This window comes from Amycolatopsis sp. WQ 127309 (genome assembly GCF_023023025.1).
Lineage (GTDB): Bacteria > Actinomycetota > Actinomycetes > Mycobacteriales > Pseudonocardiaceae > Amycolatopsis.
In genome coordinates this window covers 4,289,896-4,313,912 of the sequence record NZ_CP095481.1, presented here as the reverse complement: position 1 = coordinate 4,313,912, position 24,017 = coordinate 4,289,896, and the positions used below count along the sequence as shown (strand labels likewise).

The following is a 24,017-nucleotide window of genomic DNA, read 5'->3' as shown; positions in this document are numbered from 1 at the left end:
CAGGTCACCACAAAATGGACTAGACCAATCTCATTGTCAAGGAGCCCCATCCGAAAGTCGGGGTGGTCGGAACGGCAGAATGTACGGGATCGGATCCACCCGAGGGCGAAGCAGGAGCGTGTTGCAGTGAGCGTGTCGGTCGAGCAGAGGATCGCCGAAGAACTGGGCGTGCGCGAAGGACAGGTCAAGGCCACCGTCGAGCTGCTCGACGGCGGTTCGACCGTCCCGTTCATCGCGCGGTACCGCAAGGAAGTCACCGGCATGCTCGACGACGCGCAGCTGCGCACGCTCGAAGAGCGGCTGCGCTACCTGCGGGAACTCGACGAGCGCCGGCTCGCCGTGCTCGATTCGATCCGCAGCCAGGGCAAGCTGGACGAGGCCCTCGAGGCTTCGATCCTCGCCGCGGACACGAAGTCGCGGCTCGAGGACATCTACCTCCCGTTCAAGCCGAAGCGCCGCACGAAGGCGATGATCGCGCGCGAAGCGGGCCTCGAGCCGCTGGCCGACGGCCTGCTCAACGACCCCACCACGGACCCGCACGCCGCGGCCGCGGTGTTCGTCGACGCGGACAAGGGCGTCGCGGACGCGCAGGCCGCCCTCGACGGCGCCCGCTCGATCCTCGTCGAGCGCTTCGCCGAGGACGCCGACCTCATCGGCGACCTGCGCGAGAAGATGTGGGGCCAGGGCCACCTCGTGGCCAAGGTCCGCGGCGGCAAGGAGGAGGACGGCGCCAAGTTCTCCGACTACTTCGACTTCTCCGAGCCCTACACCAAGCTCCCCTCGCACCGGATCCTCGCGATGCTGCGCGGCGAGAAGGAAGAGGTCCTCGACCTCACGATGCTGCCGGCCGAGCCGACCGACGAGCCGCAGGTCGGCCCGACCGACTACGAGACCCGCATCGCCGCGAAGTTCGGCGTCACCAACGAGGGCCGCCCCGGCGACAAGTGGCTGAACGACACCGTGCGCTGGGCGTGGCGCACCAAGATCCTGCTGCACCTGGGCATCGACCTGCGGATGCGGCTGCGCCAGGCGGCCGAGGACGACGCCGTGCGCGTGTTCGCGTCCAACCTGCGTGACCTGCTGCTCGCCGCCCCGGCCGGCACCCGCGCCACGATGGGCCTCGACCCGGGCTTCCGCACCGGCGTCAAGGTGGCCGTCGTGGACGCGACCGGCAAGGTCGTCGACACCCACGTCATCTACCCGCACCAGCCGGCCAACAAGTGGGACCAGTCGATCGCCGAGCTGGCCGCGCTGTGCGCGCGGCACCAGGTCGACCTGGTCTCGATCGGCAACGGCACGGCGTCGCGCGAGACGGACAAGCTCACCCAGGAGCTGATCAAGAAGCACCCGGAGCTGAAGCTGACCAAGGCGATCGTGTCCGAGGCCGGCGCGTCGGTGTACTCGGCGTCGGCGTTCGCGTCGGCGGAACTGCCGACCATGGACGTCTCGCTGCGCGGCGCGGTCTCGATCGCGCGGCGGCTGCAGGACCCGCTGGCCGAGCTGGTGAAGATCGACCCGAAGTCGATCGGCGTCGGCCAGTACCAGCACGACCTGTCCGAGGTCTCGCTGTCCCGCTCGCTCGACGCGGTGGTCGAGGACTGCGTGAACGCGGTCGGCGTCGACGTCAACACGGCGTCCGCGCCGCTGCTGACCCGCGTCTCGGGCATCACGACCGGGCTGGCGGAGAACATCGTCTCCCACCGCGACTCGAACGGCCCGTTCCGCTCCCGGACGGCGCTGAAGGAGGTCGCGCGGCTCGGCCCCAAGGCGTTCGAGCAGTGCGCGGGCTTCCTGCGCATCCCGGATGGCGACGACCCGCTCGACTCGTCGTCGGTCCACCCGGAGGCGTACCCGGTGGTCCGCCGGATCCTGACCACGACGGGCACGGACCTGCGCGCGCTGATCGGCAACACGCGGACGTTGTCGTCGCTCCGCCCGGCCGACTTCGTGGACGAGACGTTCGGCCTCCCGACGGTGACGGACATCCTGGCGGAGCTGGACAAGCCGGGCCGCGACCCCCGCCCGGCGTTCAAGACGGCGACGTTCGCCGAAGGCGTCGACAAGATCGGCGACCTGAAGCCGGGCATGCGCCTGGAGGGCGTCGTCACGAACGTGGCGGCGTTCGGCGCGTTCATCGACGTGGGCGTGCACCAGGACGGCTTGGCGCACGTTTCGGCGCTGTCGAAGAACTTCGTGAAGGACCCGCGCGAGGTCGTGAAGCCGGGCGACATCGTGAAGGTGAAGGTCCTCGAGGTCGACGTGCCGCGTAAGCGGATCTCGCTCACGCTGCGGCTGGACGACGAGCCTGGCGCTCCGTCCGGTAACCGCGGCGGCGGTGGCGGCGGCGATCGTGACCGGGGTCAGCAGGGCGGCGGCGGTGGCGGCGGTCAGCGCCGCGGCGGTTCCGGTGGCGGCGGCGGTCAGCGCGGCGGCAGTGGTGGTGGCGGCCGGGGTGGCAACTCCGGCTCCTCGAACAGCAGCGGCTCGATGGCGGACGCGCTCCGCCGGGCCGGGTTCGGCAAGTAGGACTCAGACGAAGGCCGCCTCCGGAACCCTCCGGAGGCGGCCTTCACCGCAATCAGCTCGGGGCGATACCGAACGCAGCCGGCCACCTCTACGCGGCGCCGCGAGCCGGCTCGGCGACGCCGGGCTCAGCCTGCTGGCCGGCACGCTCACCGAGCACGTCAGCGTCGACGAGATCCCCGACGCGCTGCGTGCCCGCGTGCTCGACCACATCCAGCGCCACCTCGACGACCCGCACACCGTCACCGACCACATCCGCCGGCTGCGCCTGGACGCCGTCCGCCGCGACCTGCGGGATCCGTTGCCGGCCAACAGAAGCGTCGGGGCGATCGCGGCGCGGTGGTGCTTCGTCGACGCCGCGCGCTTCAGCCGGGTGTTCCGCGCCGAGTTCGGGGAGAGCCCGTCGGCGTTCCGGCTCACTTCAACGCGACCAGGCCCACCACGAACAGCCCCGCCGGGACCACGGCCGCCGACAGGCTGATCAGCCACGTGCCGCCGCGCCAGCCGGCCGGCGACGCGTCGAGCACCATGCCGCGCACGAGCGCCGCCTCGACGACCGCCGTCAGCAGGAAACCGAGGCCCACGCTGAAGATCGACGCCGCGCCGACGAAGAACAGGCCCGACGTCGACGCCGCGGCGAGCGGGGCCGCGACCTCCCAGCGCACCAGGCCCGCGGTCGCCGCGAGCAGGGCCAGCAGTAGCACGAACGCGACCAGGAACCCGACCCGCGCGCTGGTGTGGTGCTGGCCGCGGGTGAACAGCCAGAACCCCGCGTCGAGCGCCGCCACGACCAAGGCGAGCACCACGAAACCGGCACGGAAAGTCAGCACGTGATCACTCTAGTCAGACGAAGCGGGCCTCGACGTGGCCCAGCGCGCCGAAGTCGGCGAGCACGTGGCCGCCCGCGTGGATCGGGCACGGCGGGGTCGCCGTGCCGGTCGTCACGACGTCGCCCGGGCGGAGGCGGTGGCCCGTGCGGGCCAGTTCCGTCGCGAGCCAGTGCAGCGCCAGGCGCGGGTCACCCAGGACGAGGCCGCCGTGGCCGCGGGCGAACTCCGCGCCGTCGGCGTGCAGGACCACCGCGTGGCCCGGCAGGTCGAGGTCGCGCCAGCCCGGCACCGCCCGCCCTTCGACGAACCGGCCCGCGCACGCGACGTCCGCCAGCAGCTGCGGGCCGCCCGCGTGCCGGTGGTCGGTGTAGCGGCTGTCCGGCATCTCGAGCGCCAAGAACATCGTGTCGACCGCGTCGAGCACCGCACCGAGCGACGGCGCCGGGCCCGGATCGGCCTTCATCCGGAAGGCGAACTCCGGCTCGGCGACGCCCATCGTCATCGTGTCGGCCGGCACCGGCGGGCCTTCGAGCTGGTGGAACCGCTCGAACAACGCGCCCGGCAGCGGCCCGGGGACACCGAGGTGCTGCTGGGCGTACGCCGTGGTCGCGGCGATCTTCCAGCCGCTCACCGGGCCGGCCAGCGCGGCCAGCGCGGTCTGGGCCGCCATGCCCTCGACGGCGTCACTCGGGCGGACGTCGGCCGGCAGCCCGTCCAGGCGGTCGCCGGTGCGCCACGCGTCCCAGAGCAGCTCCGCCGCCCGCTCGTGCTTCACGCCCGTGATCTTGCCAACCGGAACACCGGGTGTCGATCGGCTTCCGCCGCGAACGCCTCGACGGGACCGCTGCCCTTGGCGTCGAAGTACGGCGCGGTGACCGGGATCTGCCGCACGTAGGCCTGCAGCACCGGCGCCGCGGTGGCGGCGTCGGCCTCCTCGACCTCCCACGTCTCGGTCTTGCGGCCGCGGCTCAGCCGGGCGACGGCGTCGGCCCGCAGGTTGTGCACCCAGGCGACGGCGCCGTAGGGCGCGACGAGCCACCGGTCGCCGCCGGCCTCGACGACGTTCACCGGTGTCGTGCGTTCGAGACCGCTCTTGCGGCCCTTCGTCGTCAGCAGCACGCCGCCCTTGCCCGCGGCCGGGACGCCGCGCGCGAGCAGCGGCTTCACCAGCGCGTTGACGGTCTTCCGCAGCGTTCCCAGCCGGTACTCCCTGGCCATCATGGGTGCATAGCGTAGGCCCCGGAGAGGTCGCGGACGAGCGCCCAGACGGCGTCGAACCGCTCGGCGTCGACGACCGGCTTGCGCAGCGCCGCCAGCGCGATGGCCTGCTGGGCCTCGGTGGAGCTGGGCTTCCCGTTCAGGTCCACCGCGGCGAGGCTGAAGTCCTGCACCAGCACCGCGAAGATCTGGTCGACGACCTGTTCGCCGAGCCCGGTGATGCCGGCCTGCTCCAGGATCAGCTGGCCGTAGACGACGAGGGTGAACAGCTCGGTGAGCGCGAGGCCGAAGTCGAGGTCGGCCTGCTGGGCCTCGTCCGGCGTCGCCTCGGTGAGCAGCTTCACCAGCGCGCCGGCCTGCTCGGTGAACAGCGCGACGTTCGGGATGTGCGACGCCTGCGCGTACGCGGCCTGCCAGTCGTGGAAGCGGACCTTCGACAGCCCGCGCGCCGGGCCCTGGCGGAAGAGGAACTCGTCGTCCGCGGCGTCGGTGCGGGTCGGCACCGGGGCGTACTCCTGCGGCGAGAACAGGTACGCGGGCATGAACTTCGCGATCAGCGCGAGGTTCACCGCGACCGTGCCTTCGAGCTTCGGCAGGCCGTCGATGTCGTTCTTGGCCATCGCGAGGTAGGTGCCGGCCTCGAAACCCTTGGCCGCCACGACGTCGGCGACCAGGCCGATCACCTTCTGCGCCTCGGTGGTCACCTTCATCTTGGTGATCGGGTTGTAGAGCAGGTAGCGGCGGTCCTCGGCGTTCGCGCTGCGGAAGTAGTCCACGGCGCGGTCGGAGAACAGCTTCATCGCCGTCAGCCGCGCGTAGGCCTCGACGAACTCGCGGCGCACGTGCGGGAAGTTCGTCACGGGCTTGCCGTAGAGGACGCGGTTGTGCGCGTGGGTGATGGCCTCGTACAGCGAGTGCGTCGCCATGCCGATGCCGCCGAAGCAGAGGTTGAACTTGCCGATGTTGACCGTGTTCAGCGCGGCGCTGAAGGCCTCGGCGCCGACGTGCAGGAGGTCCTCGGCGTGCACCGGGTAGTCCTCGAGCCGGAACTCGGCGACGTACATCTGCGACGGCACGACGTTCTTGACCACGTGGTAGTTCGGGTGCTCGGCGTCGGCGTAGAAGAAGACGTACTGGTCCGGGCCCTCGACGCCGTCGATCCGGCCGAAGACGGCGACCGTGCGGGCGACGTTGCCGTTGCCGATGTAGTACTTCGAGCCGGTGGCGCGGTAGCCGTCGCCGTCCTTGGTGAGCACCAGGTCCGAGGAGTAGATGTCGGCGCCGTGGTCCTTTTCGGACAGTCCGAACGCGCCGACGCCGCCGGCGTCCAGCGCGTCCGCCGCGCGCTTGCGGGCGACGTCGTTGCCGCTCTGCCACACCGGTCCCAGGCCGAGGATCGTGACCTGCCAGGGATACCAGTAATTCAGCCCGTAGAACCCCAGGATTTCCGACAGCGCGGCGACGCGGCTGGTGTCCCAGCGCTTGTCCAGGTTGCCGTCGGCGTTCGCGGCGGGCGTCAGGAAGGTCGAGAACAGGCCCTCCTTGCCGGCGAACTCGAGGAAGTCCGCGTAGAAGGTGCGCGCGTGGTAATCCTCGGCCAGCTTCGCCTTGCCGCGCTGCTCGAACCAGTCGATGGTGGCCCGGAGCAACCGGCGCGTTTCGGCGTCGAAGTGCGCCGGGTCGTACTCGTGCGGGTTCAGCAGCATGGGGTGAGCCTCCTCGATTACCGACCGGTAACTTAGCAAGGCGATCCTGGTGCGGGCAATCTCACTAGGAGTACGTCACTCGCGTTGGGTACACTGATCTTGCGGGCCGCTCAGTTCTGCCTCGGCCCGCTGCTGTTGTCGACTACCACGCGCCGCGGCCGTTGACCGGTCTGCGCCGGGCAGGACAACCCTTCTCAGGTTATGGAGACCAGGGCGCAGCCGCGCCCGCATGCACTTATGAGCACATTCGCTGAACTCGGCCTGCCCACCACGCTCGTGGACGCGCTGGCCGCTCAGGGCGTCACCGAGCCCTTCCCGATCCAGGCGGCGACCCTGCCGCACACCCTCGCCGGGCGTGACGTGCTCGGCCGCGGCCGGACCGGCTCCGGCAAGACCTACGGCTTCGTGCTGCCCGTGCTGGCCCGCCTCTCGGCGGGGCCGACGCGGCGCAAGCCCGGCCGTCCGCGCGCGCTGATCCTGGCGCCGACCCGTGAGCTCGCGACGCAGATCGAGGCGTCCATCCTGCCGCTGGCCAAGCCGTTGGGCCTGCGCACGACCACCATCTTCGGCGGCGTCTCGGCCAACCCGCAGATCACCAAGCTGCGCGACGGCGTCGACATCGTCGTCGCCTGCCCCGGCCGGCTCGCCGACCACATGCGCTCCGGGCACGTGAAGCTCGACGCCATCGAGATCACCGTGCTCGACGAGGCCGACCACATGGCCGACCTGGGCTTCCTGCCCGAGGTGCGGCGGATCATGGACGCGACGCCGTCCCGCGGCCAGCGGATGCTGTTCTCCGCGACCCTGGACAACGGCGTCGACGTGCTGGTCAAGCGCTTCATGAGCAACCCGATCACGCACAGCGTCGACTCGGCGCAGTCGCCGGTCTCGACGATGGAGCACCACGTCCTGCACCTCGAGGAGACCCACCGGCTGCCGGTGCTGGTCGACCTCACCGCGGCGCCGGGCCGCACGCTCGTGTTCACCCGGACGAAGAGCCGCGCGAAGGCGCTGACCCGCAAGCTGGTGGCGTCGGGTGTCCCGGCCGTCGAGCTGCACGGCAACCTCGGCCAGAACGCGCGCACGCGCAACCTCGAGGCGTTCTCCTCGGGCGCGGCCAAGACGCTGGTCGCGACGGACATCGCGGCCCGCGGCATCCACGTCGACGACGTCCGGCTGGTCATCCACGCCGACCCGCCGGTCGAGCACAAGGCGTACCTGCACCGCTCGGGCCGCACCGCGCGCGCCGGCGCATCCGGCACGGTCGTCACGCTGATGACCGACGAGCAGGTCCGCGACGTCCGCGACCTCACCCGCAAGGCCGGCATCAAGCCGACCACCACCCAGCTCGGCCCGGGCCACCCGCTGCTGGCGGAGCTGGCCCCGGGCGAACGGTCGTTCACGGCGGCGCCGAAGCGACCCCCGGTGGACAACCGCCCGAAGAAGGTCACGGCTTCGGGCGCGGCCCGCCCGGCCCGCGTGCGCGACGGCGAAGAGCGCCCGGCCCGCGGCGGACGCCACGGTGGCGCGGGCGCGCCGAAGGAGAACCGCGGCGGCCAGCGGGCCCGGGCGAACTCCCAGTCCCGCCGCGACGACCAGCCGCGGTCGGACCGCCGCACGCAGTCATCGGAGCCGGGCCGCGGCTCGGGTTCGGGCCGCAGGTCGGGCGCCCCGGCGGCGGCCGGAGCTTCGGGCTCCACCGACCGCCGCGGTTCCGGCGGCGGCGGTCGCCGTGGCGGCGCTCCTGCCGCCGGGGCGGGCGCCGGCGGCGGCCGGTCTGGTGGCGCGGCGGCGTTCTCCTCGGGCACCCGCGCGGGCGCCCGCCGAGGCCGCTGACCTTCGTACGTAGCTGACATCGACCCCCGGGCTTCGGCCCGGGGGTCGTTGTCGTTTGCACGGCCGGCGCTGGCGGATGGCCGAGGACGGGCATTTGACTACGGATCAGAAGGACCCGCTCGTGGCGAGACACCGACCCACGGCCGCATTCGCCCCTTGGGCTCCGGCCCGGGTCGAGTTGTCTGCACGGGCCGGCGGATGGCCGACGCCGAGCATCTGACGACCAGAAGGACCCGCTCCGGCCCGCAGCCGCATTCGGGCCCTGGGCTCCGGCCGGGGGGCGAGTTGTCTGCACGGGCCGGCGCCGGCGGATGGCCGACGCCAAGCACCTGACTACGACCAGAAGGGCCCCGCTCGTGGCGAGACACCGGCCCGCGGCCGCAGTCGCCCCTTGGGCTCCGGCCCGGGAGTCGAGTCGTCTGCACGGTGACGGAGCCCGGCGCCGGGCATCTGACTACGGATCAGAAGGACCCCTCAGGCACACCCCGCTCGCGTGACGCACCGGCCCGCAGCCGCATTCGACCACCGCGGGCAGCCCAGCGACCGCGCCACCGGCTGTTCAGGCCCACCCTCGCGATGGCAGCCCCCACCCATCCCTGGGGGGCGGCCCCTGTCCAGTCTATCGGCTCTGACCTGCGAAAACCGTCGCTCGCGAAATCTGTGGACAACCCGACCCGATGTGGACAACTCCGCGGCGATCACCGGGGTCCGGCCGCGGCCGTGGCATGCTCACGGCCATGGAGGACACGGAACTGGTGCAGACCGGGATCGGCCTGCTCGCGTCGGTCTACCGACTTCGGCGGAACCTGCGCGACGGCAACGACGAGTCCGGCTCGAGCGGGTACCCCGAGCTGCTCGAAGGGGCGTTCGACTTCACCATGACCGCGGACATGAACGTCCCGGAGGAGCACGTCGCCGATGTCCAGCACATCGTCAACCAGGCCGTCGACCAGCTGGCGCACCGTCAGGAGGCCGTCATGCGCGGGCTGCTGATGGGGTTCGTCAAGGTTGTCGAGGCCTACGAGGAAGAGCAGCCTGAGCCGGACGTCCTCGAAGTTCTTCAGCAGCTCTCGCTCGAGGTGGCGACGGCGCCGCCGGAGGAGGACTGATCGACCGGGTGGGTCAGGATCCGGCCCGTCCGGGGGCCGCCGACGCCGTCCAGGCCGTGCCACTCCTGGGCCACCAGGTACAGCGTGTCCTCGCTCAGCGCGCACGCGAAGCACCCGCGGTCCAGCTCCACCCGCTCCAGCACTTCGCCGCCTTCGCGCACCCGCGTGCACGACTTGCCCGGGACGTCCGCCACCCAGATCGCGCCCGACGCGTCCAGGGCGATGCCGTCCGGGACGCCGTCACCGAGGTCGGCCCACACCCGGCGCTCGCTCAACACGGCGTCCGGTGACACGGTGAACGCCGTCAGGCGGTTCGCGTACGACTCCGCCACCACCAGCGTCGAGCCGTCCGGGGTCAGGGCCATGCCGTTGCCGAACGCGATGTCGTCCGCGACCTGGCGAGCCACACCGGCCGGCGAGACGTGCCAGACGCCGCCAGGGCGGTACGGCTCCCCCGCCATCAGGTCGAAGCCGCCGCCGTTGACGTAGCAACCACCGTCCGAAGCCACGACGATCTCGTTGAAGCCCGTCGAGCCCAGGTCGGCGTGGGTGGACAAGGAGCCGTCCCGGGACAACCGCAGCAACCGGCCCTGCGACGACGAGACGATCAGCGGGTCGCCGTCCAGAAAGCCGAAGCACATCGGCATCGTCGGGAAGTCCGCGCGGAACACCACTTCGCGCTCGCCCGCCGGCGTGACCGCGACGATCTCGTGCGCCAGCCAGTCGGCGAACCACAGCCGGCCGTCGTGCCAGCGCGGGGACTCGCCGAACGCGATCCCGTCGGTCAGCACCCCGGTCATCGCCACACCCCCAGCACCAGCGCCACGACCACGATCTTCACGAGCCAGTCGCCCGCGTGCAAAGCGGCCAGCCGCACCGGCACGTTCTCGTGCAGCACCGACCCGGCCAGGATCAGCACCGGGAAGCCCACCCAGAGCACCAGCGCCAGGCCGAGCGCACCCGCGACGCCGTCGACGCCGACCGCGGCGCTCAGCCCGGCGAACACCGTGACCAGCGCCAGGGTCCGGACGAACTCCGCCGCAATCTTCCACGGCACGGGCCGCTCGGCGGCCGACTCACTCAGGCCGGCCCAGACCGTCCCGAACGCCGTGTACCAGGCGGAACTCACCACGAACCCCGCCACCGAGGCCACCAGCACAGCCACGACACCCATCGCCATCTCCTTCGCGTAGTACCTGCTTGCGAAGGGGACGTCGACGCCGTCAGCGGCACTTCGACACGCCGCGCGGAAAAGTTTTAGAGCGACGACGTGAGCCCGCGGGACCGCAGCACCGAGCGCTCCAGCGGGCGGAACACGATCAGCTCGATCCCGACGCCGACCAGCAGGATCAGGAAGATCGCCGCGATCACCGTCTCGATGCTGTTGAGCGAGGAGCCCTGGTTCAGGTACGCGCCGAGGCCGACGCCCAGCTGCGGGGACAGCGCGATCAGCTCGGCCGCCATCAGCGAGCGCCACGAGAACGCCCAGCCCTGCTTGAGCCCGGCGAGGAAGCCCGGCAACGCCGCGGGCAGCAGGATGTGCCGGGCCGACGACAGCCGGCCCGCGCCCATCACCTGGCCGACGCGCGGCAGGATCGGCGGGATCTGGTCGATGCCCGAGACCAGGCCGTTCGCGATCGAGGGCACCGAACCGAGCAGCACGACGAAGTAGATCGCGCCGTCGTTGATGCCGAACCACAGGATCGCGGCCGGCACCCACGCCACCGACGGCAGGCTCTGCAGCCCGGTCAGCAACGGCCCGATCGCGGCCCGCACCACGCGGACCTTCGCGACGAGCAGCCCGAGCGGCGTGCCGAGGACAACCCCGGCGACGAAACCGAGCGCGGCGCGGTGCACCGACGTCCAGACGAATCCGAACACCTCGCCGGTGACGACGTGGCTCCAGAACTCGTCCCAGACGGCGATCGGCGCGGGCAGCTGCGTCTCCGGCCAGAACGCCGCGGCCCACAGCAGCTGCCAGACGACGACCAGCACGACGAGCGCCAGCACCGGGGGCAGGAAACCCCAGGCGAAGCGCCGCCAGAAGCTCGGCCGGCGGTCGCCCACCGGGGTGTCGAGCGAGTCCAGTCCGGCGCCGACGGCGTCGAGGTCCTCGACGTCGGCGGCATCCCTGGTGGGCCGGTCAAGCTGCGGCATGGGTGCTGATCACCTCTCGCAGGTGCCCGGTGATCTCTTCGGTCAGCTCCTCGGCGTCGGCCAGCGGCACGTCCACCCACTCGCGCACGACCCGCCCGGGCCGCGACGACAGGAGCACCACGCGCTGCCCGAGCCGGACCGCCTCGCGCACGTCGTGGGTCACGAACAGCACCGACGTGCCGGTGCTGCGGTAGACGCGCAGCAGCTCGCCCTGCAGGACGTCGCGGGTGATGGCGTCGAGCGCGGCGAACGGCTCGTCCATCAGCAGCAGCGCCTGCTCCGGGTCGCCGCCGACGCGCAGGGTCGCGGCCAGCGCGCGGGCCAGCGCGACGCGCTGGCGCATCCCGCCGGACAGCTCGTGCGGCCGCTTCGCCCCGGCGTCGGTCAGCCGGACGAGGTCCAGCAGCTCGGCGGCCTTCTCCCGGCGCTCGGCCCGGCCGAAGCCGGCGAGGCGCAGCGGCAGCTCGACGTTGCGCGCGGCGGTCAGCCACGGCATCAGCGCGGCCTCCTGGAACATCACCGCCGGCCGGGACGTCGTGAGCGTGATCTCCCCCGCCGACGGCGCGTCCAGGCCCGCGACCAGGTTCAGCAGCGTGCTCTTGCCGCAGCCGGACGCGCCGAGCAGGCAGACGAACTCGCCCGGCGCGACCGTCAGGTCGACGCCGTCCAGCGCGACCACCGCGCGCCCGCCCGTGCCGAACGTCTTGCGCACACCGTCCAGCCGCACCGCGGCCGTGCCGGTGTGCCCGGTCCGGCCACTCGGGAGGGTCGTGGTCATCGCAGGCCGCCTCTCCGGATCACTTGACGAGCTCGGGCGCGTTCACGGCGGGCTGGTTCTGGGTCTTGAGGACGTCGTTGAGCGGGCCGAAGTCGGCGAAGCCCTTCAGCGCGACGACGCTCTTCACGACGCCCGCGGTCACCGAGTCCTGCGCGAGCTGCGGGAACTCGGCGGGGATCGGGTCGGAGGTCAGCTCGATGTTCGAGAACGCGCGGTCGATGACCGCCGGGCTCAGGCTGCTGCCGGCCAGCTCCTTGAGCGCGCCGTTGACGACGGTCTTCGCGTCCGCCGGGTTGGCCTTCGCCCAGTCGATCGCGGCCAGCTGGCCCTTCAGCACAGCGCGGACGGTATCCGGGTGCTCCTGCAGGAACTGGCTGCGCACGATGACGACGGTGGTCGGGAACCGGCCGCCGGGCCACAGGTCCTTCTCGTCGACCAGGACCTTCGCGCCGGCGTCGAGGACCAGCCGCGACGACCACGGCTCGGGCAGCCAGCCGCCGTCGACCTCGCCCTTCTTGAAGGCGTCGAGCGTCTTCGAGTTGTCCAGGTTGGTGATCTTGACCTGGCCGGTCAGGCTCTTGCCGGCGAGGAACTTCTTGAGCGCGACGTCCTGGGTGTTGGCCAGCTGCGGGGTGGCGATGTTCTTGCCCTTGAGCGCGTCGACGCTGGCGATGTCCGGCTTGACGACCAGCTGCGCGCCGCCCGAGACCGCGCCGGAGATCAGCTGGATGGTGCCCTTGGACTTGGTGAACGCGTTGATCGCCGGGCCGGAGCCGATGTAGGCGATGTCGAGGGAGTTGCCCAGCAGCGCGTTGACCTCGTCGGGGCCCGCGTTGAACGTCTGGGTGGTGAGCTTGGTCGAGCCCAGCTCCTGCTTGAAGAAGTCCTTCTTGACGCCGATCAGCGCCGGGGCGTGCGTGACGTTCGGGAAGAACCCGAGCCGGACCTCGGTGGCGGCGCCCGCGTTGGCGGCGGGGGCGGTGTTCTCCGCGGCGCGGGAGCAGCCGGCGAGCACGCCCACGACGGTCAGGGCGGCGAACGCCGAGGCCAGGAAGCGGGTTCTGTGGTGGGAGCGCACGTCAGCGTCGCCTTTCACGGGGTCGATGTCGGGGGCGAGGTTCGCACGGTCACCCACTGGGGCGCATAGCCATCCGCATCCCGGGAAAACGAGTGAGATTCCTTGACATCGACGATTCAGGCGCCTAAGTGCAACCGCCTGGGCCAGTCGCGCGTGGTTCTCCCGACGACTTCCGAGGGGGAGCTGTGGAACCTGACGCGCGAAACCGGCTGATGATCCAGCTGGTGCTGTTGATGTGGGCGGGTGTCGGGCTGGGGCCGATCGGCGCCGACTGGCTGGAGACGACGGGCCTGGGCGAGTGGCCGGCCGTGGGGGCGGTCGCCGCGGCCCCGCTGCTGGGTCTGCTGGCCGGCCTGGCGGTCTGGGCGCTCTCCGGGAGGCCGCGCCCACGAGCCGCGTTCCTGCCGGACTGGGCGGCCGTGCCGTCCCTGGTCATCGGCATGACGGGCCTGGTCACCGGCACGGCGTCGCGGGGTCACCTGTTCGTGTTGATCGCCCAGACGGGCTTGGCGTTGATCGTTCTGCTGGTCGTCGCCATCGAATTGCGGGCCGCGGGCAACCGGACGCGTCATCCGAACGTGGTACAGGTGACCACGGACTTGGGAGGGATGACATGACGAGCACCGCACACCGTGCCGGCCAGGGGGCCACCATCCGCGTGGCGCTGGTCGTTCTCTTCGTCGGGCTGGGCCAGGCGTCGTTCGAATGGCTCCGGTCGCTGGGGATGGACGCCGTGACGAGCATGGTCGTCTGGGCGATCCCGGTCGCCACCGCGGCGGCCGTTTCGCTCGTGCTGTGGCTGGCGTCGGACCGCGCGTTCGCGCTGCGGACCTGGCTGCCGGTCAGCCTGTGCATTCCGGTCTACCTGGGCGGCCTCTTCGGCCTGGCGACCGGCACGGCGAGCCTGGTGGCCTCGATCGTCAGCGGCGTCGGCCTGGGGATCACGGTCGTCGCCGTGGCCGGCCTGTACCGGGCCCGCCGTCAGGACGACGCCCGCGAACCGGCGCGCCAGTAGTCCGTGAATGCCACATTGAGGGACACTATGTCCCTCAATGTGGCATTCACGGACTTTCAGCGACGCAGGAGCAGGGAGACGTCGCCGAACTCGTGCCACAGGTAGCGGCGCTCCACCGCCGCGTCGTAGGCGCGCTGGACCAGCTCCGGGCCGGCCACCGCCTCCAGGAGCAGCAGGTGGGACGCGTCCGGCGCGTGCAGGCCCGTGACGATGCCGTCGACGACCCGGGCCGGGCGGTCCGGGCCCAGCACCAGGTCCGTCCAGCCCTCGGCCGGACCGTCGAAGGCCGATTCCAGGGCGCGGGCCGCCGTTGTGCCCACCGCGATCACGCGGCCGTCGCGGGCGCGGACCCACGAAACCAGCGCGGCGGTCGTCGCGGGGACCCGGAAGCGCTCGGCCTGGGGCGGCTCGCCCGTCTCCAGCGACGACACCCCCGTGTGCAGCAGCAGCGGCGCGACCAGCACGCCGTCGGTCACCAGGCGGGTGACCAGCGCGTCCGTGAACGGCCGGGCCGCCGACGGCATCTCCGCGCTGCCCGGCTCGCGGGCGAACACCGTCTGGTAGTCGCTCAGCGGCCACGCGCGCGGGACGTAGCCGTAGCGGATCGGGCGGCCGCTCGCGGCCAGCAACCCGGGCACCGGCACCGACGCGGCCGCCCGCCACAGCCGGGCCTGACCCGGGACGTGCTCGGCGAGCAGCGTCAGCGACGCGCCGCCGGGCAGGTCCAGGCGCTCTCCCGGCCGGCCGTCGAGCAGCGGGCCGCCGGGGGCGCGCAGCTCGACCACCCACGCGCCGTCGGCCAGCTCGGTCGAGAAGTGGACGACGACCGCGTGCCCGCCGCGACGGGCGTCGATCGCCGCGGGCAGCGTCCCGGACGTGTTGACGACCAGCAGGTCGCCCGGCCGCAGGTGATCACCCAGCGCGCTGAACACCGTGTGGTGCACCGCGGACGGGCTCGCGACCAGCAGGCGGACCTCGTCGCGGGCCACCCCGCGGGCTTCCGGGGGCGCCGACGCCGACAGTTCGCCGGGCAGGTCGAACCGGACGCTCATGCGGGCACCAGCAGGTCGGCGGCGCGGTAGCGGCCGCTGGCCGGACGCTCGTCGAGCAGCCGCAGGAACGCCGGGACCACCGTCTCCGGCAGCGGCCGGTCGGAGATGTCCTCGCCGGGGAAGGCGAGCTGGTGCGTCGCGGTGCGCAGGTCGCCGGGGTCGACCGCGTAGACGGCCAGATCCGGGTGCTCCGCGCCGAGCACGGCGGTGAGCTGGTCGAGCGCGGCCTTCGCGGAGCCGTAACCGCCCCAGCCTTCGTAGGCTTCGACGGCGGCGTCCGAGCTGACGTCGACGATCGTGCCGCCGGCCTTCGTCAGGGCGGCCAGCAGCAGCTGGGTCAGCGCGAGCGGCGCGAAGACGTTCACGCGGTAGACGTTTTCCAGCTCCGCCAAGGGATAGCGGCCCAGCGGCGGCAGCGGGCTGACGCCGAGCGTGCCGGCGTTGTTGACGAGCAGGTCGAGCCCGGAGCCGACGCTGGCGGCGAGCGCGGCGCGGTGGTCCGGGTCGGCGACGTCGCCGGGGACGGGCGTGAGGCCCGCTTCCCGAGCCGCGGCGGTCAGCGCGGCCGCGTCCCGGCCGTCGCCGACGACCGTCCACTTGCGACTCACCAGGGCCGCGGCGAGGGCCTTCCCCAGCCCCGCCGAGGCGCCGGTGATCAGTGCGACTGGCATGGTTCCTCCTTGCAGGGGTACCACACCATCGTTGAACCTCTACATTAGTCGAGGTCAACCGGACGGCGGCCGCGCAGCAGGAAATACGCTGCCAGCGAAACGACGAGCCCGACGTAGTAGGCGAGGTCGGCGCCGTGCAGGGCCGCGGCGACCGGGCCGGTGTAGAGCGACGTGTTCATGAACGGCACCGCCGCGCCGAAACCCACGACGAACGCCACGACGGCGGCCCAGGGACGCGTGGTCGTCGCCGCCCGGACGTCCACGGATCGGCCGCCGCGGGTGCGCCGCAGCCAGTCCGGGAGCACGACGCCGAGGAACGGCGGGATCCAGTAGCTGACGAACAGCAGCACGTTCTGGAACTTCGCCGCCAGCTCGCCGCTGTGCATCCAGAGGATCAGCGCGAACGCGAGCACCGTGACGAGAACCGCCGACACCGGGCGCCGCAGCCGGACGCCGACGGTCTGCAGCGCCAGGGATCCGCTGTAGTCGTTCATCGCGTTGGACGACACGGCCGCGAGCGCGATCACCGCGAGGGCCAGCGAACCGAGGAAACCGCCGCCGAGCAACGTCGCGACGCCGGTCGCCGTCTGGTCGCCCAGCGACGAACCGAGCGCGAGCCCGAGGCCTTCGCCGATCGCGTACGACGCCGTCAGACCGAGGAGCGTGAACCAGAAGACGCCGCGCGACGACGTGTCCGCGGGCAGGTAGCGGCTGAAGTCCGAGGCGTACGGCGCCCAGGAGATCGCCAGCGACAGCGCGATCGTCGAGAACAGCACGACGGCGCCGGTGTGGTCGCCGCCGGTGGCCGTGTCGGCCGTCGCGATCGGGTGTCCGGAAAGGACCTTCACGGCGAGCGCGGCGAACGCGAGCACCAGCAGGACGCTCATCACGGCCTGCACGCGGTGGATCAGCGCGTAGCCGAAGACGCCGAGCGCGCACTGCAGCACCAGCACGATCAGCACCGCGGCCCAGAACGGCAGCCCGGTCAGCTCGGCCAGCGCCTCACCGCCGAACAGGCCGACCAGCGCGTCCCAGGCGATGGAACCGAGCCACTGCACCAGGCCGGGCAGCACGACGCCGCCGCCGAACGGCAGCCGCGCGAGCGGGAGCTGGCCGGTGCCGGTGCGCGGACCCCAGGTGGACAGGTAGGCCACCGGCAGCGACCCGAGGACCGTGCCGGCGAGCATCGCGACCAGGCCCGTCCAGAAGCCGAGGCCGAGCGACGCGGCGAGGGTGCCGGTGAAGACCGCCGTCATGGTCAGGTTCGGCGCGAACCACACGCTGAACAACCGCCACGGCCGCCCGAACCGGTTGCTCTCCGGCACCGGCGTGATGCCGTGGGTTTCGATCGCCAGGTCCGAGCCCCCGGCGGGCATCCGCCCGCCGAAGACCTCGGCGTCGAGACCGCGTCCGCTCATGTCCTGCCTCCACTCGGGTGATCGAGGCAACCCTAGGGCGCGGGTGCCCGGGTGACGGCCGCGAGTGCGCGCCGCCACACCGCGCCCGGACGGCCGCGTGGTGTAACGCGGCGGGCCGAACGGGCGAATCAGCGGTTAGCCGTCCGGGGAGGGGTTCGCGTGGTGCAGCACCCCCGGACCGTCGTGCTGACCGGGCTGCTCGCCGCCGGCTTCGGCCTCGGCGTCACCGCGCTGACGCTCAAGGTCGCCGACGGCAGCCACTCCGCGCTCGACACCGCGCTCAGCACCACCACCGGCTTCCTGTTCCTGCTCGCCGGCGCGGTCGCACACGTGCGGCGGCCGGCCAACGCGATCGGCGTGCTCATCGCGCTCGTCGGCGTCGCGTTGTTCCTCGAAGACCTGCAGTTCACCGCGAACCCGGTGCTGTACACGCTCGCCGTGCCGCTGCGGGCCGCGTCCAGCCCGGTGATCGCGCACCTGGTGCTCGCCTTCCCGCACGGCGGGCTCCGGTCGCGGTGGGAACGGCTGCTCGTGGCCGCGTCCTACCTGGTCGTGCTCGGTCTGGGCGCGCTCGGGCTGCTGTTCAGCGACGACCCGCGCGACCTGCTGGCGATCTCCGCCGACCACGACGGGCACGGCCTCGCCGACCGCGTCCTGGGCCTCGCGGCCGCGGTGATCAGCGCCGGTGTCCTCGTGGTGCTGCTGTACCGGTGGCTGACCGGCCGGCTGCCCCAGCGGCGGCTGCTGTCGCCGGTGATCGCGATCGCCCTCGCCGGCGCCGCGACGTCGGCGGCGGGCACCGCGCTGGGTGACGCCAGCCCGCTGTCGGAGCCGCTGCTCGGGATCTACCGGATCGCGTTCTGCCTGTGGCCGCTGGCGTTCCTGGCCGGCGTGCTGCGCGCCCGCGTCGGCAACGCCGAGATGATCCGGCTGCTGCTGGAGCGCGACGGCACCGGGCTGGCGGCGCTGGTGCAGGACGACGAGGTGTGGAAGGACAGCCGCTCGATCGACGCGCTCAACGCGGCGGCCGGGCTGGTGCTGGACAACCAGCGGCTCACCGCCGAGCTCGAACAGCGGCTGGCCGAGGTGCGCGCGTCGCGGGCCCGGCTCGTCGCGGCCGGCGACGAGGAGCGCCGCCGGCTGGAACGCGACCTCCACGACGGCGCGCAGCAGCGGCTGGTCAGCGTCGTCCTGCTGCTGCGGATGGCCAACCGCCGCGCGGAGCTGCCGCCGGCGGTCGGCGAGCTGCTGACGAGCACGGTCGACGAGCTGCAGACGGCGATCACCGAGCTGCGCGAGCTGGCCCGCGGCATCCGCCCGGCGATCCTCACCGAGGCGGGCCTGGTCGCGGCGGTGCGGTCGCTGGCGGACCGCGTCCCGATGGAGGTGGCGCTCTCGGTGGGCACGGTTCACCGCCTCGACGCCGCGGTGGAGGCGACGGCCTACTACGTCACGTCGGAAGCGCTGACGAACACGTTGAAGCACGCGCACACCGGCCACGCGGACGTCCGCATCGCGGTGACCGGCGCGCAGCTGCGGGTCGAGGTGACGGACCGGGGCGTGGGCGGCGCGGACCCCGCCGGCGGCTCGGGACTGGCCGGGCTGAGCGACCGCGTCCAGGCCCTGGGTGGCGAGCTGTGCGTGGAGACTTCCGAGGCGGGCACGACGATCCGCGCGGTCATCCCCCTGGCCTGAAAGCCGTGAAGGCCTCCTTACCGGCCACAAGAGCCGGTAAGGAGGCCTTCACGGACCTCGATGGAGCGACTAGACGAGGAGCAGGAACAGCAGCCCGCTGGGCGAGCCGAGGCCGGTCACGTCGTCGTAGCCCTTGGTGGTGTGGATCGTCAGACCCTGGTAGTCGAACGTCCGCACCGAGCGGAGCAGACCGTCCGACGCGTCGACCGAGTTCGCGTAGTCGACCCGGGCCACCGCGGCGTCCACGTGCTGCACGTCGCTGATCGCCTTGGTGCGGGAGGTCAGCTTGTAGATCACGGGGTTGATGAAACCGTGGTGGAAGTGGTCGAAGCTGTCGGCCACCGCCATGATGCCGGCGAACACCGGCGACGCGAGGCTCGTGCCGCCGATCCGGTACTGGTCGTAGTGCGCACCCTCCGGGAAGGTCTGCGTCTGGCCGACCAGGAAGCCGGTGTTCGGGTCACCGATCGCGGAGATGTCCGGAACCACGCGGCCCTTGTTGCCGGCCGTCTGGTTCTTCGTGGACAGCGAGTCCGGCACGACACCCTTCTGGTAGAAGGGCTGCGGGAACAGGCGGCTCGTGCCACCACCGGAACCGGAGGTGTAGGCGAACGGCCCGAAGGTGCCGTTGGTGATCGTGGACTTGCTGGTCTCCCAGCCGGTCTCGAACAGCCGCTGGCCGTTCTTGCCGACCGCCAGCGACGTGCCGCCGACCGCGGTGATCCACGGCGCGGAGGCGGAGAAGTCCGGCGACGGCGTGCCGAGGCGCGCCACCTCGTCACCGTTGTCGCCCGAGGAGAAGTAGACGCCGATGCCCTCGAGGACCGCCTGCAGCGAGATCTGGTTGAAGACCTTGACCTCGTCGGCCGGGATGTCCTCGCCGGTGTCGCCGTAGGAGTTCGACACGATGTCGGCCTTGTGGCCGGCGATCACGTAGTTCAGCGCCTCGTCGAGCGCGTTGTCCTCGCAGGACTCGCCGCCGACGTAGAGGATGTTCGCGCCCGGGGCGAGCCCGTGGGCGGCCTCGACGTCGAGGGTCTCCTCGCCGTACCAGCCCGCCGCGTCACACTGGTCCGGCGGCTCGAGAACCGGGTTCGCCGGGAAGACGTGCTGCGAGAACTGGCTCTGCTTCAGCGGGTGCTGCGGGTCGTTCTTCTTCGCGTACGTGCTCGCGTCGGCGTAGATCGTCGGCGAAGCGAAGGCGTCCACGATGGCGATCGTGGTGCCGTGGCCGTCCGCGCCGAACTTCGCGGCCTGGTCGACACCGTAGGCCGAGCGGAGCTGGGCCGGGGTGTAACCGCAGGGCGCGTAGGTCAGCTGCTTGCCGTTGTAGGCGGGGTCGGTGGTGTCGACCTTCTCGCCGTAGTAGGAGCTGCACGGCGGCGCGTTGCGGAAGCCGGGGCCGGGCGCGACGTCCGACGGCTGGACCGACTTGGTCGCCTTGCCGGAGTCGATGCCGTCCGTGTGGTCCGGCTTGAACAGGTTGGTCGCCTGGTCCACACCGACGACGCCGAGCACGTCGCTCGCCAGGTTCGCGGGCACCGAAAGGTTCTTGTCGGCGGCGCGGAGGGTCTGGCCCTTGACGCTGTACTTGCCCAGCTTGACGCCGAACGCGTTCTGCGTCTGGCCGGCGGTGCCGGTGGCCTCGACGTAGGCGCGGTTCGACGGGATGTCACCGATGCTGAAGCCGCTGCCGGTCAGCCACGCCTTGACGGCGTTGACCGTCGCGTCGCTGGCGGCGAAGCGGTCCCGCACCTGGTCGGTGCTCAGGAACTGGCGGTAGGTCTTGCTGTCCGGGTCGGACACGGCCTGGGCCAGCGCCTCGGCTCCGGCGTTGTCGCGCTGGTTCAGGTAGACGCGGAAGCTCAGCTTCGCCGCGGGCGCCGTGTCGGCGACCTTCGCCTGCGCGTTCGCCCACAACGGGTGCGACTGCGGAATGTCCTGACGCCCCTGTGCCGACGCCGCTGCCGGCATGGCCGCGGTGAGACCACCCACCACCGCGAGCGAAAGGAGCAGGGTGGAGCTTCTTCGCACAGAAATCTCCCTCTTCTGAATCGGCCCGGGTAACGGACCTAGAACACCGGACGAGACTAGATCGGGGTTCCGGCCGCGGGGAAGTACTTGCGGAACCGTTATCTGGTCGCGAATTCACCGGATCCGGAGCGCGGGACGGAAATCCGATTTGTCGTCCGAAATACGCGAGGATTGCTCCGCGATGCGCGGTAAGTCCGATTCGTGGCCGTATTACGGACCACGCGATCGGAGTACCCGCCACCTACGAAAGTCGGTTGCTCCGTCCACTCCGGACAGTCCCGCGATGACGGCACTTAAGCCGTCAGCCACCGGCTCGGCCGGGGATCCGGGTCCGGCCGCGGCCCGGCGTCAGGCCGGCGCCGCCAGCCGGCGGTCCACTTCCACCGGGGAAAAGACCGACTCCACCACCATCGCCACCGCGCCGTCCACCGCGAGCCCGGTGCCGCCGATCTCCACCCGCAGGCTCTGCGTCGCCCGCGGCAGCGCGCGCCGGTACAGCACCTCGCGGACGCCGGCCACGAAATGCGGCTCGGCCAGGTCGCCCGCGATCACCAGGACGCCCGGGTTGACCACCGACACCAGCGTCGCGAGCACCTCGCCCACCTGGCGGCCCGCGAACCCGGCCAGCCGGACCGCCGCCGGTTCGCCGGCCAGGATGCGGTCGCGCACGCCCGAGCCCGACGTCGTCGGCAGGCCCTGCTCGGTCAGGCGCGCGGCCAGCGCGCCGCCGCTGGCGACCGCCGCGAGGCAGCCCTGGGAGCCGCACATGCAGCGGGCGTCGGAGAACGCCGGCAGCCGGATGTGCCCGATGTCGCCGGCGCCGCCGTCGACCCCGCGGTAGACGTCGCCGCCGATGACCAGGCCGGCACCGATGCCGGTGGACACCTTGACGACCACCAGCGCGGGCGACTCCGGATGACGCGCGCGGTGCTCACCGAGGGCCATCAGGTTCGCGTCGTTGTCGACCAGCACCGGAGCGCGGAACCGCTCCCCCAGGTACTCGTCGATCGGGTAGCGGTCCCAGCCCGGCATGATCGGCGGCTGCGTGACCCGTGCCTGCCCCGGCTCGACCGGCCCCGGCACGGAGATCCCCACGCCGCAGACCGCCAGGTCGACGTCGGCGAGCAGCTCCTCGAACCACTCCGCGATCCGGCCGAGCACGGGTTCCGGGCCGTCGGCGACGCGCACCGGGCCCTCGCGGCCGCCCAGCCGGCGTCCGGACAGGTCGGTCAGCGCGACTTCGGCGTGCATCGTGTCGACGCTCGCGGCGAGGACGACGGCGTGCCGGTCGTCGAACCGCAGCTGCCGCGCGGGGCGGCCGCCGGTGGAGTCTTCCTGGCCGCCCTCGGCCAGCAGGCCCGCCGACTGGAGCAGGTCGAGCCGCGCGGTGAGCGTCGAGCGGGACAGCCCGCTGCGCGTGAGCAGGGCCTTGCGCGTGGTCGCCTGACCGGTCCGGACCAGTCTCAGCAGCTCACCGGCGCTGGTCGGCGTGGTCATCCGGGCCCCCTTCGCTGTGGGTCACATCATCCCAGGGCCTACTTTTGTCCATTGACAAGACATAAGTAGGAGATAGATTGGACACATGGACGTAACATGGGGGTCCGCTGAGGCCGTGCTGGCCGAGAACTGGATCGGCGCGTCCACCGTGCCCTCGCGCGGGCTCTACCCGCACCAGTGGAGCTGGGACTCCGCCTTCATCGCCTTCGGCCTGCGCCACCTGGCCCCGGAGCGCGCCCGGCGCGAGCTGGTGACGCTGTTCTCCGCGCAGTGGCGCGACGGCCGCGTCCCGCACATCCTCTTCAACCCGGACACCCCGCCCGAGGCGTACTTCCCCGGGCCCGCTTTCTGGCGCGCCGGGCGGACGTCCGGGCTGATCCAGCCGCCGGTGCACGCGCGCGCCGTGCTGGCCGTGCACCGCGCCGACCCGGCGGGCTCCGGCGCCGAGACGTTCCTCGCCACGCTCTACCCGAAGCTCAAGGCCTGGCACGGTTACCTGCGGACCTACCGCGACGCGGGCGGGCGCGGGCTCGCCTCGATCGTGCACCCGTGGGAATCGGGGATGGACAACAGCCCGGCGTGGGACGGCCCGCTCTCCCGCGTGACACCCGCCGACCCGGCCGGGTTCGTCCGCCGCGACCTGGAGCACGGCCACGCCGCCGACCGCCCGAGCGACGAGGACTACGGCCGCTACGTCCGGCTCGCCTCGGCCTACCGCGACAGCGGCTACCTCGACGCGCGCTGGGCCGACGTCGACGGCGGCTTCACCGTCGAGGACCCGGGCCTCAACGCGCTGCTGGCCGACGCGGAACTCGCGCTGGCCGAGATCGCCGAGGTGCTCGGCCTGCCCGCGGCCGCCGCCACGCACCGCGACAGCGCGACCCGCGTCGCCAAGGCGCTGCAGGAAACGTTGTGGGACAGCGCGTCCGGCTTCTTCTTCGCCCGCGACGTCCGCACCGGCGAGCGCACCCGCGAGTACACCTGCGCCGGGCTGCTGCCGCTCGTGCTGCCGGACCTCGCCGTCGCGCCCGCCCTGCTGGCCACCGCCACCGGCCCGCGCTTCCGGCTCGGCCAGGTGCACGGCGTCCCGAGCTACGACCTGACCGCCGACGATTTCGACCCGGGTCGTTACTGGCGCGGCCCGTCGTGGTTCAACGTCGGCTGGCTGGTCCGCCAGGGGTTGCTGCACCACGGCGAGCACGCGCTGGCCTCGTGGCTGCGCGACGACCTCGTCGAAACGGCCACGCGCACGGGTTTCGCGGAGTACGCGGACCCGTTCACCGGCGCGGGCCACGGCACCCGCTCGTTCGGCTGGACCGCGGCGCTCACCGTGGACCTGGTGTCCACCACCGGCTGACGGCCGGCCCAGCCGCGTCGGGGGCGGGTGGGCCGGCCGCCGC

At 72.2% G+C, this 24,017-nt stretch carries 23 protein-coding genes; 8 read left to right on the top strand and 15 right to left on the bottom strand.

Annotated features, from left to right (window positions below):
- Window positions 1-126 precede the first annotated feature (126 nt).
- A complete protein-coding gene (locus MUY22_RS20330; RefSeq protein ID WP_247061659.1) occupies window positions 127-2,526 on the top strand; it encodes a Tex family protein in 2,400 nt (799 codons plus the stop codon).
- A gap of 88 nt (window positions 2,527-2,614) precedes the next feature.
- On the opposite strand, the gene MUY22_RS20325 is transcribed toward MUY22_RS20330, so the two are convergent.
- Entirely contained in the window at window positions 2,615-2,761 is a 147-nt protein-coding gene (locus tag MUY22_RS20325; protein WP_247064531.1) for a hypothetical protein, read from the bottom strand.
- Here MUY22_RS20325 and MUY22_RS20320 point away from each other — a divergent pair.
- Window positions 2,723-3,004 carry a helix-turn-helix domain-containing protein gene (locus tag MUY22_RS20320; protein WP_247061658.1) on the top strand — a complete coding sequence of 94 codons (282 nt, stop codon included), beginning with the start codon at window positions 2,723-2,725 and terminating at the stop codon, window positions 3,002-3,004. The two genes, MUY22_RS20325 and MUY22_RS20320, sit on opposite strands and share 39 nt — an antisense overlap.
- On the opposite strand, the gene MUY22_RS20315 is transcribed toward MUY22_RS20320, so the two are convergent.
- Genes MUY22_RS20315 through MUY22_RS20300 form a run of 4 tightly spaced genes read right to left on the bottom strand, consistent with a single transcriptional unit; the run spans window position 2,940 to window position 6,277 of the window.
- A complete protein-coding gene (locus MUY22_RS20315) occupies window positions 2,940-3,353 on the bottom strand; it encodes a hypothetical protein (protein WP_247061657.1) in 414 nt (137 codons plus the stop codon). The genes MUY22_RS20320 and MUY22_RS20315 overlap by 65 nt on opposite strands.
- 13 nt (window positions 3,354-3,366) lie before the next feature.
- On the bottom strand, window positions 3,367-4,128 hold the full coding sequence (locus MUY22_RS20310) for a 2-keto-4-pentenoate hydratase (protein WP_247061656.1): 762 nt from the start codon (window positions 4,126-4,128) through the stop codon (window positions 3,367-3,369).
- Entirely contained in the window at window positions 4,125-4,574 is a 450-nt protein-coding gene (locus tag MUY22_RS20305) for a nitroreductase family deazaflavin-dependent oxidoreductase (protein WP_247061655.1), read from the bottom strand. The genes MUY22_RS20310 and MUY22_RS20305 overlap by 4 nt, the downstream gene beginning before the upstream one ends.
- Window positions 4,571-6,277: an acyl-CoA dehydrogenase gene (locus MUY22_RS20300; protein WP_247061654.1), complete on the bottom strand. Its 1,707-nt coding sequence runs from the start codon at window positions 6,275-6,277 to the stop codon at window positions 4,571-4,573. Before MUY22_RS20300 ends, MUY22_RS20305 begins: the two co-directional genes overlap by 4 nt.
- A gap of 237 nt (window positions 6,278-6,514) precedes the next feature.
- On the opposite strand from MUY22_RS20300, the gene MUY22_RS20295 reads away from it, so the two are divergent.
- Both MUY22_RS20295 and MUY22_RS20290 read left to right on the top strand, forming a co-directional pair.
- Window positions 6,515-8,113, top strand: coding sequence for a DEAD/DEAH box helicase (locus MUY22_RS20295; protein ID WP_247061653.1), 1,599 nt, complete (start codon window positions 6,515-6,517; stop codon window positions 8,111-8,113).
- Window positions 8,114-8,850: 737 nt separating this feature from the next.
- Window positions 8,851-9,222, top strand: coding sequence for a hypothetical protein (locus MUY22_RS20290; RefSeq protein ID WP_247061652.1), 372 nt, complete (start codon window positions 8,851-8,853; stop codon window positions 9,220-9,222).
- Here MUY22_RS20290 and MUY22_RS20285 read toward each other — a convergent pair.
- The 5 genes from MUY22_RS20285 to MUY22_RS20265 all read right to left on the bottom strand — a co-directional run bounded on the left by MUY22_RS20285 (window position 9,174) and on the right by MUY22_RS20265 (window position 13,235).
- A complete protein-coding gene (locus MUY22_RS20285) occupies window positions 9,174-10,022 on the bottom strand; it encodes an SMP-30/gluconolactonase/LRE family protein (RefSeq protein ID WP_247061651.1) in 849 nt (282 codons plus the stop codon). The genes MUY22_RS20290 and MUY22_RS20285 overlap by 49 nt on opposite strands.
- Window positions 10,019-10,396, bottom strand: a complete 378-nt coding sequence (locus MUY22_RS20280) for a DUF1761 domain-containing protein (RefSeq protein ID WP_247061649.1) — start codon at window positions 10,394-10,396, stop codon at window positions 10,019-10,021. The genes MUY22_RS20285 and MUY22_RS20280 overlap by 4 nt, the downstream gene beginning before the upstream one ends.
- 83 nt (window positions 10,397-10,479) lie before the next feature.
- Window positions 10,480-11,379, bottom strand: a complete 900-nt coding sequence (locus tag MUY22_RS20275) for an ABC transporter permease (protein WP_247061648.1) — start codon at window positions 11,377-11,379, stop codon at window positions 10,480-10,482.
- Window positions 11,366-12,157: an ABC transporter ATP-binding protein gene (locus tag MUY22_RS20270; RefSeq protein ID WP_247061646.1), complete on the bottom strand. Its 792-nt coding sequence runs from the start codon at window positions 12,155-12,157 to the stop codon at window positions 11,366-11,368. The genes MUY22_RS20275 and MUY22_RS20270 overlap by 14 nt, the downstream gene beginning before the upstream one ends.
- A gap of 19 nt (window positions 12,158-12,176) precedes the next feature.
- Window positions 12,177-13,235 carry an ABC transporter substrate-binding protein gene (locus tag MUY22_RS20265; RefSeq protein ID WP_247064016.1) on the bottom strand — a complete coding sequence of 353 codons (1,059 nt, stop codon included), beginning with the start codon at window positions 13,233-13,235 and terminating at the stop codon, window positions 12,177-12,179.
- A 212-nt stretch (window positions 13,236-13,447) separates the two neighbouring features.
- On the opposite strand from MUY22_RS20265, the gene MUY22_RS20260 reads away from it, so the two are divergent.
- Window positions 13,448-13,852, top strand: a complete 405-nt coding sequence (locus MUY22_RS20260; RefSeq protein ID WP_247061645.1) for a hypothetical protein — start codon at window positions 13,448-13,450, stop codon at window positions 13,850-13,852.
- The gene (locus MUY22_RS20255) at window positions 13,849-14,250 is read left to right on the top strand and encodes a hypothetical protein (protein WP_247061644.1); all 402 of its coding nucleotides are present in this window, start codon (window positions 13,849-13,851) and stop codon (window positions 14,248-14,250) included. The genes MUY22_RS20260 and MUY22_RS20255 overlap by 4 nt, the downstream gene beginning before the upstream one ends.
- Window positions 14,251-14,306: 56 nt before the next feature.
- On the opposite strand, the gene MUY22_RS20250 is transcribed toward MUY22_RS20255, so the two are convergent.
- Genes MUY22_RS20250 through MUY22_RS20240 form a run of 3 tightly spaced genes read right to left on the bottom strand, consistent with a single transcriptional unit; the run spans window position 14,307 to window position 17,391 of the window.
- Window positions 14,307-15,302, bottom strand: coding sequence for an S-adenosylmethionine:tRNA ribosyltransferase-isomerase (locus tag MUY22_RS20250; RefSeq protein ID WP_247061643.1), 996 nt, complete (start codon window positions 15,300-15,302; stop codon window positions 14,307-14,309).
- Window positions 15,299-15,973 (bottom strand): SDR family NAD(P)-dependent oxidoreductase, encoded by a 675-nt coding sequence (locus MUY22_RS20245; protein WP_247061641.1) that lies wholly within the window; start codon window positions 15,971-15,973, stop codon window positions 15,299-15,301. Before MUY22_RS20245 ends, MUY22_RS20250 begins: the two co-directional genes overlap by 4 nt.
- 44 nt (window positions 15,974-16,017) lie before the next feature.
- Window positions 16,018-17,391, bottom strand: a complete 1,374-nt coding sequence (locus MUY22_RS20240) for a cytosine permease (protein WP_247061639.1) — start codon at window positions 17,389-17,391, stop codon at window positions 16,018-16,020.
- A 162-nt stretch (window positions 17,392-17,553) separates the two neighbouring features.
- Here MUY22_RS20240 and MUY22_RS20235 point away from each other — a divergent pair, with 162 nt between their 5' ends.
- Window positions 17,554-19,086, top strand: coding sequence for a sensor histidine kinase (locus tag MUY22_RS20235; protein WP_247064015.1), 1,533 nt, complete (start codon window positions 17,554-17,556; stop codon window positions 19,084-19,086).
- A 69-nt stretch (window positions 19,087-19,155) separates the two neighbouring features.
- Here the strand turns inward: MUY22_RS20235 and MUY22_RS20230 are convergent, their stop codons facing one another.
- Together MUY22_RS20230 and MUY22_RS20225 are read right to left on the bottom strand one after the other, a co-directional pair.
- Window positions 19,156-21,120, bottom strand: coding sequence for a protease pro-enzyme activation domain-containing protein (locus MUY22_RS20230; RefSeq protein WP_247061638.1), 1,965 nt, complete (start codon window positions 21,118-21,120; stop codon window positions 19,156-19,158).
- A gap of 348 nt (window positions 21,121-21,468) precedes the next feature.
- On the bottom strand, window positions 21,469-22,617 hold the full coding sequence (locus tag MUY22_RS20225) for an ROK family transcriptional regulator (RefSeq protein ID WP_247061637.1): 1,149 nt from the start codon (window positions 22,615-22,617) through the stop codon (window positions 21,469-21,471).
- A gap of 85 nt (window positions 22,618-22,702) precedes the next feature.
- On the opposite strand from MUY22_RS20225, the gene MUY22_RS20220 reads away from it, so the two are divergent.
- Complete coding sequence (locus MUY22_RS20220; RefSeq protein ID WP_247061636.1) at window positions 22,703-23,974, top strand: trehalase family glycosidase; 1,272 nt, start codon at window positions 22,703-22,705, stop codon at window positions 23,972-23,974.
- Window positions 23,975-24,017: the final 43 nt, after the last annotated feature.

Coding starts and splice junctions, on each gene's coding strand:
- MUY22_RS20305 (WP_247061655.1), bottom strand. CDS start 4,574: ATGATGGCCAGGGAGTACCGGCTGGGAACGCTGCGGAAGACCGTCAAC.
- MUY22_RS20300 (WP_247061654.1), bottom strand. CDS start 6,277: ATGCTGCTGAACCCGCACGAGTACGACCCGGCGCACTTCGACGCCGAA.
- MUY22_RS20295 (WP_247061653.1), top strand. CDS start 6,515: ATGAGCACATTCGCTGAACTCGGCCTGCCCACCACGCTCGTGGACGCG.
- MUY22_RS20290 (WP_247061652.1), top strand. CDS start 8,851: ATGGAGGACACGGAACTGGTGCAGACCGGGATCGGCCTGCTCGCGTCG.
- MUY22_RS20285 (WP_247061651.1), bottom strand. CDS start 10,022: ATGACCGGGGTGCTGACCGACGGGATCGCGTTCGGCGAGTCCCCGCGC.
- MUY22_RS20280 (WP_247061649.1), bottom strand. CDS start 10,396: ATGGGTGTCGTGGCTGTGCTGGTGGCCTCGGTGGCGGGGTTCGTGGTG.
- MUY22_RS20275 (WP_247061648.1), bottom strand. CDS start 11,379: ATGCCGCAGCTTGACCGGCCCACCAGGGATGCCGCCGACGTCGAGGAC.
- MUY22_RS20270 (WP_247061646.1), bottom strand. CDS start 12,157: ATGACCACGACCCTCCCGAGTGGCCGGACCGGGCACACCGGCACGGCC.
- MUY22_RS20260 (WP_247061645.1), top strand. CDS start 13,448: ATGATCCAGCTGGTGCTGTTGATGTGGGCGGGTGTCGGGCTGGGGCCG.
- MUY22_RS20255 (WP_247061644.1), top strand. CDS start 13,849: ATGACGAGCACCGCACACCGTGCCGGCCAGGGGGCCACCATCCGCGTG.
- MUY22_RS20250 (WP_247061643.1), bottom strand. CDS start 15,302: ATGAGCGTCCGGTTCGACCTGCCCGGCGAACTGTCGGCGTCGGCGCCC.
- MUY22_RS20245 (WP_247061641.1), bottom strand. CDS start 15,973: ATGCCAGTCGCACTGATCACCGGCGCCTCGGCGGGGCTGGGGAAGGCC.
- MUY22_RS20240 (WP_247061639.1), bottom strand. CDS start 17,391: ATGAGCGGACGCGGTCTCGACGCCGAGGTCTTCGGCGGGCGGATGCCC.
- MUY22_RS20225 (WP_247061637.1), bottom strand. CDS start 22,617: ATGACCACGCCGACCAGCGCCGGTGAGCTGCTGAGACTGGTCCGGACC.
- MUY22_RS20220 (WP_247061636.1), top strand. CDS start 22,703: ATGGACGTAACATGGGGGTCCGCTGAGGCCGTGCTGGCCGAGAACTGG.